Genomic DNA, 14063 nt, shown 5'->3' with positions numbered 1-14063 from the left:
CTGGGCGGTCGGCGGTCAAGAGGCGGGCACGCAGGTGGACAGAAAGTCGAGCGCGAACTGTTCGCAGACTACGGTCTCACGCCGATCGCCCTTCCGCCGTTCGCCGTCGATCATCAGGGCAATGGCGCTGTCGCTCTCGATCACGGCTGAGGGGAAGCGGCCCAGCTCGTCATGCGGACCCTGCCGGAAATCGCGCTTGACCAGCATCGCAAAGCCTTGCGCAGCGAACTCGCCCCAGTCGGCAAAGTCGTAGCCGTCGGCTTCCATGCAATCGGCATCGGTCGGCGCCATGCGGATCGCGCGATGGCCCTCCGGCTTGCCTCCTGCTGCTGGTTCGGCGAGCCGCACGCCGGGGCCCTCGCGGGTTTCGCGCAGCGCCGTCGTGAATGTCTCGGCAATGGTCGCAAGGTCAAGATCGCGCACGCTCTCGCGCACGTCCGCCCACATCGCGCCGGGTCCTGCAAGCAGCTCGACGAGGGCAACGCCTTGCGTGGTCCGCAGCGCATTGCGGCGGATGCGCCGTGCACTGGCCAGCTTGCCGATGATCTCCTCGGCCGGCACATCGCCATGCAGCGATTTCGACAGCAGGTTCTGCGTGCCGCCGGGCAGGACCAGCAGCGCCCCGGCCCAGCCTTCGAGCGCCGAGGCTGCAGCGTTGATCGTCCCGTCGCCGGTAAAGACCGCCAGAGTCGCCACCTCCTCGGCTTCGAGGGCTTCTCGCGTGGGCAGTTGCTCGTCGGGGAAACGGATGATCCGTGCCGGGGCGCAGCCGCTGGCCGAGAGCGACGCGACGAGGTCCTCGACTGCTGCATCGCTGTTGCTGCCACTTGCGGCGTTCGTCACGAGCCAGAGGGGGAGGTGCGTCATCCCTCGCAGAACCTGCGGCGGGCGCGGCGGTTCCTTCACACCTGGTCGGTCAGGATCAGCCAGGCCGAGAAGCTGTTGAGCACCGAGTAGATGACATAGGCGATCGGTCCGCCGACGACGCCTTCGGATGCGAACATCAGCGCCGCCACCAGCAGCAGGAACTCCACCAGCATCGTGAAGCGTCCGCCGAAGCTGGTGACCAGCCACGGCATGCGGCCGAGCAGCGGGTGTCCGCTATCCATCACGGCGCGGTGCAGCGCGAAGTTGCCGATGCCGAGGAGGAAGGTGATCAGAATCGCCATGGACAGGCGAGACTTAGAGAATCGCCTTCGAATTGTCACACCTGCAGTTCGTGGAGCGGCAATTGCATTTCGTCGGACGGGCCAAGCACTTGTCGGACGTAGCGGAAAGCTGGTCGAGCCGCGCAAGATTTCCTTGGGCCCGGGGCGTAGCGAAAATGCATGCGGTGAACGGGACTTGCCCGACACGCCGCTGAAAAGCCCCACAAAGCCGGTCCCTCCCGGCTCCCGTGTCGAAGGAAGTTGCCATGTTCGCCAAGACCCTGTTCTCCGCCGGCCTCCTCGGCCTCGCCCTTTCCGCCAGCCAGCCTGCCTTCGCCGGCACGCGCATCGTTGGCTACACCGATCTCGATCTTTCCACCAAGGAAGGTGACGCCCAGCTCAACGCCCGCCTGCGCAAGGCCGCCAAGGATGTGTGCGGCCTGAGCCAGCCCGATCTCCCGACGGCCGAGTGGGAAGCGGCGCGCCAGTGCTTTGCCAAGTCCTATGCCGATGCCCGTAAGGCGAAGTCCGGCATCAAGGAGGCAGCCCTCGCCGCTGCGAAGAAGGCCAAGACCGATCTTGCTGTCCGCTGATCCCGGCAGCTTGCAACCCCGGCGGATCCAGTCCCCCACCGGGTCAAACTCGAGGGACCGTCGCTTGTCGGCGGTCCCTTTTTCCTGGCGGGCGCTCAGCCGACTTCGCGAAGACTGGCGGGCTTGTCCGAAGCTTCGAGTTCGGCGCGATCGCGCCAGGTGAGATCGTCCGGAGCCAGTCTGCGGCCATCGTGCGCAATGATGCCGATCGGTGCAATGGGTTGCCCGTCGCGCGCATCGCAGAGCACGGGGTTTGCCGGCACGCCCAGCTCCCACTTTTCGCCCCATTGGCGCAGCGCCAGCATGGCGGGGAGCAGGTCCAGGCCCTTGGGCGTCAGGCGGTATTCGATGCGGCGGCGGTCATCGGCGCAATGTTCGCGCTTGAGGATGCCGGCCTCGACCAGCCGGGACAGGCGGTTGGACAGGATGTTGCGCGCGATGCCCAGGGCTTCGAGAAAATCCTCGAAGTGGCGCACGCCGTTGAAGGCCGCGCGCAGGATCATGAAGGACCAGCGCTCGCCCATCGCTTCAAGGGCGCAGGGCAGGCCGCACTGGGCAATCTCGCCCAAAGGTTCGCGCAGTTTTTCCATGTCGTCCTCTGCATAGCCCATCTGCAGTACCTGTTTAAGTTTCTAGTTGCAACCTGAAACCTATCCTGATAGGTAGCGATTCGCAACGGAAATAGCATCCTCTCCAGAACCCCGCAATTTCCGTGGCCCGATAAGGTTGTTTCAGGGGAAGAACGATGATCTCAGCAAACTCCACCGGCGCCCTGCGCCAGCTCCTCCCGGCCGTGCTCGCTCTCGTCGGCACGACGCTCAGCTTCGCGGTCACCGCCAACACTGCCCGCGCCAACACCGGCGGCTCCTTCTACTCTGCCACGCTGACCCGCCCGATGGACGGCACGCAGAAGGTCATCCAGAAGGGCGTCCTGTGGAAGTGCGAGGGCGCCGAATGCTCCGCCCCGCGCGATACCTCGCGCCCGGTGATCGTCTGCGCCCGCCTTGCCCAGAAGGTCGGCCCCGTCGCCCGCTTCGCCACCCCGCAGGGCGATCTCGCGGCCGAGGACCTTGCCCGCTGCAACGAGGCAGCGGCCGGATAAGTCCAGCACCACTCTCCAGCGCGCTCCCGGAACGATACCCTGCCGGGCGTGCAATCCCTGACCGTGAAGGTCAAATGGGCCGTGAACAGCACGTCTGTTCGCGGCCCCTTTTTTCGCTATGCTCCTGCCATGCGTTTGCCCCTTAGAGTTGCCGCTCTGCTCGCCAGAGTTGCCCTTCTGCCCCTGACAGTTGGATTTGCGCCGGCACAGGCCCAGACCCCGGCCCAGTCCGCGCCGAAACTGACCGCGCAGACGCGCGACGATCTGCGCTGTAGCGCGGCCTTTGCCATTGTTGCGCTTGAACAATCCGACGGTGATGCGCTCGAAGGATGGCCACAGTTGGCAGTGCGCGGCAGGACGTTCTTTGCCGATTCGGGCGAGCGGGCTATGAAGGAAGGGGCACTTTCGCGCGAGCAGGTGCGCGACCTGATCGGGCGCGAAGTGCAGGCGCTGCAGACCGCGCCCGATCCCGACAAGGCTCTGGCAGCGCTTGCGAAACCCTGCGTGGCGCGGCTCGACGCCACTGTCCCGCCGCTGGTCACGCCGACACTCAAGCAATGCGCGGCGATCCTTGGCCTGGCCTACGCCGAAGTCCATGCCCGCGAAGGCATGAGCGCTTCGGCGCAGGACCTCAAGACATTGGAATCGGTGCTTTCTTCACGCGAGCGCGAGGCGCTCATCGCCGCAGGCAGCAGCGGCGACGATGCCGACAGGACGCTCTCCGAAGCGCGCGAGGCGATGGCGGTGGAGGCGGCGGACGGCAAGGGCGGGGTCGACAAGTACGACATCGCCCACTGCTACGAACTCGCCAAACCGCAGGAAAAATCGCACTATTGAGCGCGGCGCAGGGCCTCCCCATATTGGCGCCAAAGGAGATCCCCCGATGCCAGACAAGATGAACCTGACCGACGCCGAGTGGCGCGAGCGGCTTTCGCCCGAGCAGTACCAGATCCTCCGCCAGGGCGGCACGGAGCGTGCGTTTACAGGCGCTTACGAGAAGAACAAGGCAAGCGGCGAGTACCACTGCGCGGGCTGTGGCGCCCCGCTGTTCACCTCGGACACCAAGTACGACAGCGGCTCGGGCTGGCCGAGCTTTTACGCTCCGGTCGAAGCCGAGGCGGTCGAGGAGATCGTCGACCGTTCGCACGGCATGGTCCGCACCGAAGTGCGCTGCGCCCGCTGCGACGGGCATCTCGGCCACGTCTTTCCCGATGGTCCGAACCCCACCGGCCTGCGCTACTGCATGAATAGCGCCTCGCTCGATTTCACGCCCAGGGATTGAGCGGAACCGCACTCGCCCGCGCGTCGTTCATGCGCCTGCAAGCAGCGTTCGCCGATTTGCAGTTAACCCGGCGTTGCGATTGCCCTATGGACGGCGCACGTGAGTGTGGCGCCACGACAATCGCTGTCAGGCCGGTCGGCTGAACGACCGCCCGCCAGCGGTGAAGAATGAGGGAAGCGGTACAAGACTGATGGCCAGACGGGACATTCCCCGCCGCCCCGAGGGCGGCCGGTCCGAGCCGCAACCCGAGAGACGATCGACGCTGGGCCGCTGGGTCCGGCGGATTGCTGCCTGGGGCGCGGGCTTTGCCCTGCTTGGGGCCATCGCGCTGATCGTGGCGGTGGCTGTCACGGCGCGTTCGCTGCCCGGCTATGGCGAATTGAAGTCGAGCCAGAGCGGGCAGATGATCGTGGTGCGCGCGGCGGACGGATCGGAGATCGTCACGCTCGGGCCGAGCTACGGCAAGTGGATTCCCTACGAGCGCATTCCGCAGCCGATGAAGGACGCGATGGTCTCGGTCGAGGACCGGCGCTATCGCAGCCACTGGGGCGTCGATCCGATCGGCATTGTCCGTTCGCTGATGGTGCGCGTGGAAAGCGGAACGTGGAAGCAGGGCGGTTCGACGATCACCCAGCAGCTCGCCCGCAACATCTTCCTCAACAATACCAAGACTTTCGGCCGCAAGGCGCGCGAATGGGTGCTGGCGCTGGCGCTGGAACAGAAATTCTCGAAGGACCAGATCCTCGAACTGTACCTCAACAAGGTCTACTTCGGCGGCGGCGCCTATGGCATCGACAGCGCGGCGCGGAAGTTCTTCGGCCATTCGGGCGAGGAGATAACCCTGCCCGAGGCGGCGATCATTGCAGGACTGGTCAAGGCGCCCTCGCGCTATTCGCCGACCGCCGATGCCGATGCTGCCGTGGGCCGCGCGGGCGTGGTGCTGCAGACCATGCAGAACGCAGGCGTGCTGACCGCGCAGGAAGCGCAGGCGGTGGACCTGAAGGCGGTGAAGATGGTCACCGACGCTTCGGGCCAGAACTCCGCGCGCTATTTCACCGATTGGGCGCTGCCGCAGCTCGACCTGATTCTCCCTGAGAACGACAAGCCGATCGAAGTGTGGACCACGCTCGATCCGATCGCGCAGAAGGCCGCGACCAGCGCGGTGGCGGGCTTTGCACCCAAGGGCGCGCAAGGCGCGCTGGTCTCGCTTGACCGCGATGGCGCAGTGCTGGCGATGGTCGGCGGCACGGACTACGTGACCTCGAACTACAACCGCGCGGTGAACGCCGTGCGCCAGCCCGGTTCGGCGTGGAAGCTGTTCGTCTATCTCTCGGCGCTCGAAGCCGGGTACACGCCGGATGACCGCGTGGTTGACGAGCCGGTGACGATCGATGGCTGGACGCCGCGCAATGACGGCAACCGCTATGCCGGCGAGATCGACCTGCGCACGGCCTTTGCCTATTCGAAGAACACAGTGGCGGCGCAGCTTGGCAACGAGGTGGGCTTTGGCACCGTGGCGAACATGGCGCGGCGCTTTGGCATCACCACGCCGATCAACACGCTGCCCTCGATGGTGCTGGGATCGTCCGAGGCGCGGGTGATCGACATGGTTCGCGCTTTTGCCTCGGTGCAGGCCAAGGGCATGTCGGTAACGCCCTACGGCATCCGCAAGGTGACGACGACTGACGGCGAGGTGCTCTACAAGCATCGGCCCGAGACTTCGCAGCAACTGGTGCCGCCCTATGTCGCGGCGGCGATGACCGATCTGATGCAGACCGCCGTCAACATCGGCACGGGTCGCGCCGCGCAGATCGGACGTCCGGTTGCAGGCAAGACCGGCACGACCTCGTCCAACAAGGATGGCTGGTTCCTTGGCTTCTCGAGCGGGATCACCACCGGCGTGTGGATGGGCCGTGACGATGCCAGGGCGGTTCCCGGCCTGCAGGGCGGTTCGGCCCCGGCGCGGGCCTTTGCCGCTTACATGAAGGTCGCCACGCGCAAGCGCCCGGTCGAGCAGTTCGATACCGAACTGAAGCTGCCGCAGTGGCAGCTCGAGCCTGACGACGAGGCGATGCAGGGCAATCCGGACGATTACTTCTACGTCGACGAACAGGGCAATCTGGTCGATCCCTCGCGCAAGCAGCAGGGCGATGGTGCGCAGGGCGTCGATCCCAACGCGCCGCCCGAAGGCGTGCCGCCGGAGGTGCCGCAGGCCGCGAACGACGACTTCCTCAATCGGGCCACGGGAAGGCGCAGTGCCGATCCGGCTGCGGCAGGACCGCGTCCGCGTCCGACCAATTCACCGCGACCTTTCCCGAATCCCTGAACCTTTTCAGCGCTTCGGGCGTTTGCCTGATCGAGAAGAGCGGCTGTGGGCCGCTCCGCGATCAGGAGACGTGCAATGAGCCTGCTGCAATGGGCCGTCGCAGGAGCGGCGGGATACGCGATCTGGCGCGTGGCGCAGAAGAACAAGGGCGAGCAGACGCCCGCCGCTTTTGCGCATGGCGAGGAGCCGGGCGGCAATTTCGCCCAGGTGCGCTCGGCCGGGACCGAGGGCATGCGGTCCGATCCCAAGCGTTGGGACAAGGTCGATCAGGCCTCGGACGAGAGCTTTCCGGCCAGCGATCCGCCGGCAAATTATTGAGGCTTTGGCTGCGGGCGCAGGAAGCCCACCCCGCTGCGACTAAGCCTTTCTGCGAAAGGCCAAGTCTCGCGGCCCTCCCGCTTGCGGGAGGGCTTAATACGGCGCTTTGCCCCCCTCCCGCAGGCGGGAGGGGCTGGGGGTGGGCATGAAGCCATACACAACGCCTAACAAAAGGGCCGCTCCATCGCTGGAGCGGCCCTTTCTGTTTCAGCACTTGGCCTTGATCAGCGGATGCGGACCGGGGCGTAGAGAGGGGGCTGGCCACGGCGCTGGATGCGCAGGAGCACGGCCTCGCGGCCTTCGGTCTTGGCCTGGCGCACGATGCGTTCGAGATCAGCGATGCTGCCGACGTTCACGTAGTTCGCCGAAAGCACGATGTCGCCGCGCTGCAGGCCCTTGGCGCCGGCATCGGAGGAGGCATCGACCGCCGTGATGACCACGCCCTTGGCATCCTCGCCCGCGCCAAGCTGGCGGGCGATCTGCGGGGTGAGCGGGATCGCGGCAATGCCGAGCGAGTTCTGCAGGACGCTGGCGCTCTGCTGCTGTTGCTGCTGGCCATTGCCGCCGAACGGGCTGTCGTCCTGCGCTTCGGGGTCGAAGCTCTGCTGGGCAAGCTCTTCCTCACTCGGACGCTTGCCGACGACCGTCTGCACGGTAAGGCGCTGGCCGTTGCGGATCAGTTCGATAGGGATGCGCTTGCCCGGCGTGGTGTTGGCGACGATGAATGACAGCGTCTGGTCAGGCGTGACGTCCTTGCCATCGACCTTCACCACGACGTCGCCCGCCTGCATCCCGGCCTTGGCTGCGGCCTGATTGGGCTCGACCGCCTGGATGAATTCGCCGCGATTCTTCGGCAGGCCGAGCGAGGCGGCAAGGTCTTCCGACAGCGGCTGGATGCGCACGCCGAGGTAGCCGCGTTCGATCGCCTGGCCAGCGCGCAGCTTGTCGACGATCGGGGCGGCGATTTCGGCAGGGATGGCGAAACCGATGCCGACCGAACCGCCGGTGGGCGAGAAGATGGCGTTGTTGATGCCGATCACGTTGCCGGCCATGTCGAACATCGGGCCGCCCGAGTTGCCCCGGTTGATCGAAGCGTCGGTCTGCAGGTAGCGGTCATAGGCCGAGCCCGAACCGGTGTTGCGATAGACCGCCGAGATGATGCCCTGCGTGACGGTGCCGCCGAGGCCGAAGGGGTTGCCGATGGCGATGACCCAGTCACCCACGCGGGCCTTTCGCGAATCGCCGAACTTGACGAACGGGAAGGCGGTGGGGCGGCTGATCTTGAGCACGGCGAGGTCCGAGGCGGCATCCTTGCCGATCAGCTTGGCCGGGTATTCGGTGCCATCGGGGGTGGTGACGGTGATCGATTCGACTTCGCCCTGGCCGTCGGCGGTGATGACGTGGTTGTTGGTGACCACGTAGCCATCGGCCGAGATGATGAAGCCCGAGCCCAGCGACTGCGCCTCGCGCGTCTGCGGGCTGCCGCCGCCCTGACCGCCGCCGAAGAGATCGCCGAAGGGCGTTCCGGCGAACGGGTTGTTGGTCTGCACCTTCACGCGCTGGCGGGTGGAGATGTTGACCACCGCCGGCTGAAGCTGCTGCGTAAGGTCGGCAAAGCTCGACGGGGCGCCCGCGCGCGGGACGACGCTGCGCATCTCGGACTGGTCGTTCTGGGCGACCTGAGCGCCTGCGGGGAAGCCTGTCACCAGGGTCAGTGCGCTGCCTGCGAGCAGCAGCGCCGAAGTCACACCATAAGCGTATCGCACGTGGCCTGGTCCTCTTTGTCTATCATGCGCCGGGGGCGGCGCGGCTGACTTGTGCCAAAGCCGATTCACGCGCCTTGCGATGAACGGACTTTGAATGACGATGTTCCGCAGCGTTAAGGAACGCGCTTACTTTCCCTTGAACTGGCGGAGGTATTCATTGTCGGGCGAAAGCACGATCGAGGTGCTCGATTGCGGGTCATCCCGGCTGAACACGGCATCGTAGCTGCGCATGGCCCGGTAGAAATCGTAGAAATCCGGATCCTTGTTGAAGGCGTCGGCATAGGTGCGCGATGCTTCGGCCTGTGCCGTGGCGCTGATGATCTGGGCCTGCTTCTGGCCCTGCGCGCGGATCGTCGCGGCCTCCTGCTGGCGCGCGGTGGCCATGCGGGTGAACGCCGAATCCAGTGGCGAGCCTTCAGGAAGATCGGCACGCTTGATGCGGACGTCGATCACTTGCGCGCCATATTCGCGCGCTTCGCGGTCCAGACCCTCGCGAATCTGCTCCATCGCGCGGCCCCGGTCCGCCGTGAGCAGCGAGGCGAAAGTGCGCTTGCCCAGTTCCTGACGCAGCGCGGAGTTGAGGATCGGCTGGAGCTGTTCGGCAACACGCTCAGTCGTGCCCGCGGTCTGCACCATGCGCACCGGATCGATGATGCGGAAGCGGGCGAAGGCGTCAACCTCAAGGCGGCGCTGGTCGGCCGAAAGGACCTGCTGGCGCTCCATGTCGAGATCGAGGATGCGCTTGTCGACTTCGATCACCTTTTCCATGAACGGGATGCGCAGGACGATGCCCGCCCCGGTCTGGCCGAAATCGGTCTTGGGTTCGAAGCGGTTGACGACGCGGTTGGGCTGGCCGAGCCGGATGATCACCGCCTGCGTGGTTTCATCGACGACGGTGAGGCAGCTGGCGGCGGCGAGCACGGCCACGCCAGCGGCAATGATGGCGGCCTTGCGTTCGTGCCAGAAGGTTTCGATCGCGCTCATCTTACTGGCCCCCTTCCACTGGCTTCTGCGTACGCTTCATTTCGGGCAGCGGCAGGTAGGCCTGGGTGTTGGGCGATTCGAGGATCACCTTGTCGGTCTTGTTGAGCACGCGTTCCATGGTTTCGTAGTACATGCGGCGACGTGTCACTTCGGGCGCGAGCTTGTACTGTTCGTAGACCTTGTCGAAAGCGGCGGCCTCGCCCTGGGCACCGGCAGTGAGCTGCTGGGCCTGTGCCTGCGCGCGGTTGATCGCGCTCTGCGCGTCCTGCTGGGCGGCGAGCACTTCCTTGAAGGCATCGACGACCTTGGCCGGTGGATCGGTCTTCTTGATATCGACGCCCTGGATCAGCACGCCCGAGCGATAGGCATCGAGCACTTTCTGCATGCGATCGCGCACGTTCTGTTCGATCTGCTGGCGACCCGAACCCATCGCATCGTTGAGGTTCACCTCGGCGATCGACTGGCGCATCGCAGCCTCGGCCACTTCTCGCACGGTCTGGTCAGGGTCGGCGAGCTGGAACATGTAGAGCTTGAGGTCCTTGATGTTCCAGCGGACCAGGTAGGTGAGGTCGACCAGGTTCTGGTCGGCGGTGAGCATCAGCTTCTCGCCATCGCCCTCGGGGATCGATTCGCGGCGGATCGAGGTCACATCCTCGACCTTGACCGTCTGGATCGGCCAGGGGAGCGTGACAGCGGTGCCGCTGTCCAAGGTGCGCGAATAGGAGCCGAAGGTGGTGACCACGCCCTTTTCTTGCGGGGCGATCAGGTGAACCATCGAGGTGCCGAGCCATGCCAGCACGACGAGGCCGACCGCGACCGGTGCCCACGACTTGCCGTCGGGGCGCTGTGGCAAGCGCGGAATGTTTGGGCCGCGACCGCCGCCGCCGCCGTTGCCGCCGCCCTTGCGGTTGCGGAAGATGTCTTCGATGTTCGGGCCGCGCCGTCCGGCATCCTTCGGGCCTTCGCCCGATTGCGGCGGGAGCCAGGGATTGCGCGGGCCTTCGTTGCCCGGAGTGGCTGGCGGTGGTGTCGTTTCAGGAGTGTCTCCGGAAGCGGCAGGCGCGTCGTTCCCGCCGCCCGATCCCCAAGGGCTTTTCTTGCCTGTCATGAAAAGGCCCGTCTCCCGGCCAAAGCGTGCGATCATTCCGCCCAAGTCTGTCATGCCTTGGTTATAGGAACCCTGAACGTGAAAAACAGTGTCCATTCCCGAAAATTCATCTGCTAGGGCCGCACAAACGGCTCCGGCATGGAGCGGAACACGGGAAATGGCGTGAGCATCGACGAACAGGGACTGCGCAATGCGCTCGGGGAAGTTGCAGGAGATCGCCTGCAGACGATGAAGGTGGCGGGTGAGACGGCCACTGTCATGCTCGAAGTCGGCGGGCTGGAGCGGCTTGATCGCGACAAGCTGGAGATGGCGGTGCGCGATGCTGCGCGCAAGGCAGGGGTTGCGGACCTGCGGCTGGGCATGACGGCGGAGCGCAAGTCACGCGTGATCATCGCGGTGGGTTCGGGCAAGGGCGGCGTCGGCAAGTCGACGCTTTCCGCCAATCTGGCGGTGGCGATGCACCGGCTGGGACGCAAGGTCGGGCTGGTCGATGCCGACATCTACGGGCCATCGCAGCCGCGCCTGCTCCTGACCGAAGGCCGCAAGCCCGAGGCCGAGGACAACAAGATCCATCCGATCCAGTCACCCTGGGGCGTGCCGATGCTCTCGATGGGGCATCTGGTGCAGCCGGGGCAGGCGATTGCGTGGCGGGGCCCCATGGCCGGCAATGCGCTGGGCCAGCTGATCGATGCGCACTGGGGCGATACCGAGATCATTGTCGTCGACCTGCCGCCGGGCACCGGTGACGTGCAGCTGACCATGCTTTCGAAGCACAAGCCGGCAGGCGCGGTGATCGTCTCGACGCCGCAGGACCTCGCGCTGATGGACGCGACCCGCGCCATCGGCCTGTTCGAGCAGGGCAAGGTGCCGGTGATCGGCATGGTCGAGAATATGGCGGGCTACATTTGCCCGCATTGCGGCGAGGAGAGCGATCCGTTCGGCGTCGGCGGGGCGGAAGCTGCGGCGAAGACGATGGGCCTGCCGTTCCTGGGCCGCGTGCCGCTCGACATGGCGATCCGGCGCGAGAGCGATGCGGGCAACCCTCCGGCGGCTGGCGACAGCCCGCAGGCCGAGGCGTTCCTGTCGATAGCGCGCTCGGTCCTCGCCTGGCTCGACGGGAAGCGCTGAACCCCATGCGCCTGACGCGGCGAGGGATGCTGGTGGGAGCGGGGGTGGGCGGCGCGCTGCTCATCGCCTTCCCGCTGATCCCGCGCCGCTATCCGGTCCCGCTCGAGGCGGGCAAAGGCGAGCATGTCGTCGATGCCTTCCTGAAGGTGGGGCGGGTCAAGGGCGGGAAAGACTGCATTCTCACCGTCGCCGTGCCGCTGTGCGAGATGGGGCAGGGCGTGACCACGCTGGTCGCGCAGATCGTGGCGGACGAGGCGGGGGCGGATTGGCGCAAGGTGGCCGTGGAGGCCGCGCCGATCAGCCCGGCCTATGCTGACCCCGTGCTTTCGGCAAAGTGGGCGCCGCTGTGGATGCCGGCGTTTGCCTCGCTGGGCGAGGACGCGGAGGGGATGCTGGCGCGGCTCCATGCCGAGCGCGGACCGCTGATGGTGACGGCCGACGGGACTGCACTCGCCGCGTTCGAGACGCCCTTGCGCGAGGCGGGCGCGGCGCTGCGGGCGATGATGGCGCAGGCGGCAGCGGACAAATGGGGCGTCGGCTGGGAGGAGTGCGAGACGAAGGACAGCTTCGTCACGCATGGAGCCAAGCGCCTGTCGTTTGCCGAACTGCTCGATGCGGCGGTGGACTATGATCCGCCATCGGTGCCGGTGCTGCGGGCCGAGCCACCGCGCGAGAAGCCGGGGCAGTTTCCCGAGGGCGCACCGCCGCACCATCCCCGGCTCGATCTGCCCGCAAAGGTCGATGGGAGTTTCAGCTTTGCCGGCGACGTGCGGCTGCCGGGAATGGTCTACGCGGCGATTGCGCATGGGCCGCAAGGGGCGAGCTATCTGTCGAGCTATGACAAGCAGGCGGCTGCTGCGGTGCGCGGTCTGGTCGGCGTGGTTCATGCCAAGCGCTGGCTGGCGGCGGTCGCAACCGACTGGTTCAGTGCCGACAAGGCAGTGCGCGCGATGGAGCCGCGCTTCAAGGCTGACGGGCCGATTGCCGATGCCGAGAAGGTGCTGGTCGCACTCGACAAGGCACTGACCAAGGGCGAGCCGGAGCGGCTGCTGGCCGAAGGAGATCCCGACGCGTTGCTGGCCAAGCCTTCGCTGACTGTACGCTACGATGTCGAACCGGCGTTCCACGCGCCCTTGGAAACCGCCAGTGCCACGGCGCGGATGCGGCAGGGCTTGCTGGAGCTGTGGATCGCGACGCAGGCGCCGGAACGTGCGCGGCGGGCGGCGGCGCGGGCGGCGGGGCTCTCTCGGCGGGACGTTATCGTCTATCCGATGCATGCAGGCGGCAGCTTCGATGCGCGGCTGGACGTGCGCATTGCAGGCGAAGTGGCGGCGATATGCAAGGTGATCGGCAAGCCGGTGCAGCTGACGTACTCGCGCTGGCAGGAAGCGCTGGCGGGCATTCCAAGGACGCCGGTTTCGGCGCAGCTGGACGGGGCGTTGAGCCCGGACAAGACGCGGGTGCTGGGCTGGCGGGCGCGGCTGGCGGTGCCGGCGACTGCGATCGAGTCGGGGGCGAGGGTGCTTGATGGCTGGGGGGTGAAGCAGGCGCTTGATCTGCAGGACCAGATTGATCCGATGGCCTGCGAAGGGGCAATGCCGCTCTATCGCATTCCGGAGAAGGCGGTGGAGCAGGTGCCGCTGGCGCTGCGGCAGCCGACCGCGCGATTCCGGGGGCAGGCGCACGGTTACACCGCGTTCTTTACCGAGAGTTTCGTCGATGAACTCGCGCATGCTGCGGGCAAGGAGCCGCTGTCGTTCCGCGTCGGCATGCTCGAGGGGGAGCCGCGGCTGATCGCCTGCCTGCAGGGGGCGGGGCGCCTCGCGCAATGGGGCGGCGGCATCGAGGCTTCCGGGCAAGGGATTGCCTGCCACCAAATGGAGCTGGCGAGTGGCGGCGGCGCAAGCGCCAAGGGCCTGATCGCGGTCGTCGCCACGGCGCGCAGCGAGGCCGGTGTGGTGCGGGTGGATCGCCTGAGCGCCTATGTCGACATTGGCCGCATCATCAACATGGATATTGCCCGGCAGCAGATCGAAGGCGGGCTGATGTTCGGTCTCGCCCATGCCGTCGGCGGGGCGAGCGGCTATGCAAAGGGGCGTCCGCTGGCAGGAAGACTCTCGCAATTGGGGCTACCCCTGCTTGCCGATTGCCCCAAGGTTGATATTGCCTTTGCCGACAGCAACGAAGACCCGTTCGATCCCGGCGAACTGGGCATGGTCGCGGTGGCTCCGGCCATTGCCAATGCCTTGTTTTCCGCCACGGGCGTGCGCTTCCGCCGCCTGCCTCTGATTTCCGAAGGCCTTTGAGC

At 66.4% G+C, this 14063-nt stretch carries 14 protein-coding genes; 8 read left to right on the top strand and 6 right to left on the bottom strand.

The genetic code is table 11. From position 1 onward, the window contains the following. Window positions 1-15 precede the first annotated feature (15 nt). Window positions 16-867, bottom strand: a complete 852-nt coding sequence (locus I2488_RS09925; protein WP_196275629.1) for a diacylglycerol kinase family protein — start codon at window positions 865-867, stop codon at window positions 16-18. Between the two features lie 35 nt (window positions 868-902). Next, window positions 903-1169 (bottom strand): hypothetical protein, encoded by a 267-nt coding sequence (locus tag I2488_RS09920; protein WP_196275628.1) that lies wholly within the window; start codon window positions 1167-1169, stop codon window positions 903-905. A 245-nt stretch (window positions 1170-1414) separates the two neighbouring features. Between I2488_RS09920 and I2488_RS09915 the strand changes: the two genes are divergently transcribed. Beyond that, entirely contained in the window at window positions 1415-1741 is a 327-nt protein-coding gene (locus tag I2488_RS09915) for a UrcA family protein (protein WP_196275627.1), read from the top strand. A gap of 95 nt (window positions 1742-1836) precedes the next feature. Here I2488_RS09915 and I2488_RS09910 read toward each other — a convergent pair whose 3' ends face one another. After that, window positions 1837-2331 (bottom strand): winged helix-turn-helix transcriptional regulator, encoded by a 495-nt coding sequence (locus I2488_RS09910; RefSeq protein WP_196275679.1) that lies wholly within the window; start codon window positions 2329-2331, stop codon window positions 1837-1839. Between the two features lie 155 nt (window positions 2332-2486). On the opposite strand from I2488_RS09910, the gene I2488_RS09905 reads away from it, so the two are divergent. From I2488_RS09905 to I2488_RS09885, 5 genes are all read left to right on the top strand, one after another. Next, window positions 2487-2843: a CC_3452 family protein gene (locus tag I2488_RS09905; protein ID WP_246465586.1), complete on the top strand. Its 357-nt coding sequence runs from the start codon at window positions 2487-2489 to the stop codon at window positions 2841-2843. Window positions 2844-2972: 129 nt separating this feature from the next. After that, window positions 2973-3680 carry a hypothetical protein gene (locus I2488_RS09900; RefSeq protein ID WP_196275626.1) on the top strand — a complete coding sequence of 236 codons (708 nt, stop codon included), beginning with the start codon at window positions 2973-2975 and terminating at the stop codon, window positions 3678-3680. A gap of 46 nt (window positions 3681-3726) precedes the next feature. Continuing rightward, on the top strand, window positions 3727-4125 hold the full coding sequence (gene msrB, locus I2488_RS09895) for a peptide-methionine (R)-S-oxide reductase MsrB (RefSeq protein ID WP_196275625.1): 399 nt from the start codon (window positions 3727-3729) through the stop codon (window positions 4123-4125). 190 nt (window positions 4126-4315) lie between these two features. Continuing rightward, entirely contained in the window at window positions 4316-6451 is a 2136-nt protein-coding gene (locus I2488_RS09890; RefSeq protein ID WP_196275624.1) for a transglycosylase domain-containing protein, read from the top strand. Window positions 6452-6526: 75 nt separating this feature from the next. After that, window positions 6527-6769 (top strand): hypothetical protein, encoded by a 243-nt coding sequence (locus I2488_RS09885; protein ID WP_196275623.1) that lies wholly within the window; start codon window positions 6527-6529, stop codon window positions 6767-6769. A 224-nt stretch (window positions 6770-6993) separates the two neighbouring features. On the opposite strand, the gene I2488_RS09880 is transcribed toward I2488_RS09885, so the two are convergent. The 3 genes from I2488_RS09880 to hflK form a co-directional block, all read right to left on the bottom strand. Beyond that, window positions 6994-8535: a Do family serine endopeptidase gene (locus I2488_RS09880; RefSeq protein WP_196275622.1), complete on the bottom strand. Its 1542-nt coding sequence runs from the start codon at window positions 8533-8535 to the stop codon at window positions 6994-6996. 126 nt (window positions 8536-8661) lie between these two features. Continuing rightward, window positions 8662-9519 carry a protease modulator HflC gene (hflC, locus tag I2488_RS09875; RefSeq protein WP_196275621.1) on the bottom strand — a complete coding sequence of 286 codons (858 nt, stop codon included), beginning with the start codon at window positions 9517-9519 and terminating at the stop codon, window positions 8662-8664. A 1-nt stretch (window position 9520) separates the two neighbouring features. Then, window positions 9521-10627, bottom strand: a complete 1107-nt coding sequence (gene hflK / locus I2488_RS09870) for an FtsH protease activity modulator HflK (RefSeq protein ID WP_196275620.1) — start codon at window positions 10625-10627, stop codon at window positions 9521-9523. Window positions 10628-10789: 162 nt separating this feature from the next. Between hflK and I2488_RS09865 the strand changes: the two genes are divergently transcribed. After that, window positions 10790-11755 (top strand): Mrp/NBP35 family ATP-binding protein, encoded by a 966-nt coding sequence (locus tag I2488_RS09865; RefSeq protein ID WP_343071031.1) that lies wholly within the window; start codon window positions 10790-10792, stop codon window positions 11753-11755. 5 nt (window positions 11756-11760) lie between these two features. Then, the gene (locus I2488_RS09860) at window positions 11761-14061 is read left to right on the top strand and encodes a xanthine dehydrogenase family protein molybdopterin-binding subunit (protein ID WP_196275619.1); all 2301 of its coding nucleotides are present in this window, start codon (window positions 11761-11763) and stop codon (window positions 14059-14061) included. The last annotated feature ends 2 nt before the right edge of the window (window positions 14062-14063 follow it).

The sequence above is a fragment of the Novosphingobium jiangmenense genome, assembly GCF_015694345.1.
GTDB lineage: Bacteria > Pseudomonadota > Alphaproteobacteria > Sphingomonadales > Sphingomonadaceae > Novosphingobium > Novosphingobium jiangmenense.
The sequence above is the reverse complement of the archived record's forward strand: the minus strand, read 5'-3'. Positions and strand labels throughout refer to the sequence as shown.

What these genes read in the sequence shown, in the direction of transcription:
- I2488_RS09925 (WP_196275629.1), bottom strand. Translation starts at nt 867, where the DNA reads ATGACGCACCTCCCCCTCTGGCTCGTGACGAACGCCGCAAGTGGCAGC.
- I2488_RS09920 (WP_196275628.1), bottom strand. Translation starts at nt 1,169, where the DNA reads ATGGCGATTCTGATCACCTTCCTCCTCGGCATCGGCAACTTCGCGCTG.
- I2488_RS09915 (WP_196275627.1), top strand. Translation starts at nt 1,415, where the DNA reads ATGTTCGCCAAGACCCTGTTCTCCGCCGGCCTCCTCGGCCTCGCCCTT.
- I2488_RS09910 (WP_196275679.1), bottom strand. Translation starts at nt 2,331, where the DNA reads ATGGAAAAACTGCGCGAACCTTTGGGCGAGATTGCCCAGTGCGGCCTG.
- I2488_RS09905 (WP_246465586.1), top strand. Translation starts at nt 2,487, where the DNA reads ATGATCTCAGCAAACTCCACCGGCGCCCTGCGCCAGCTCCTCCCGGCC.
- I2488_RS09900 (WP_196275626.1), top strand. Translation starts at nt 2,973, where the DNA reads ATGCGTTTGCCCCTTAGAGTTGCCGCTCTGCTCGCCAGAGTTGCCCTT.
- msrB (WP_196275625.1), top strand. Translation starts at nt 3,727, where the DNA reads ATGCCAGACAAGATGAACCTGACCGACGCCGAGTGGCGCGAGCGGCTT.
- I2488_RS09890 (WP_196275624.1), top strand. Translation starts at nt 4,316, where the DNA reads ATGGCCAGACGGGACATTCCCCGCCGCCCCGAGGGCGGCCGGTCCGAG.
- I2488_RS09885 (WP_196275623.1), top strand. Translation starts at nt 6,527, where the DNA reads ATGAGCCTGCTGCAATGGGCCGTCGCAGGAGCGGCGGGATACGCGATC.
- hflC (WP_196275621.1), bottom strand. Translation starts at nt 9,519, where the DNA reads ATGAGCGCGATCGAAACCTTCTGGCACGAACGCAAGGCCGCCATCATT.
- hflK (WP_196275620.1), bottom strand. Translation starts at nt 10,627, where the DNA reads ATGACAGGCAAGAAAAGCCCTTGGGGATCGGGCGGCGGGAACGACGCG.
- I2488_RS09860 (WP_196275619.1), top strand. Translation starts at nt 11,761, where the DNA reads ATGCGCCTGACGCGGCGAGGGATGCTGGTGGGAGCGGGGGTGGGCGGC.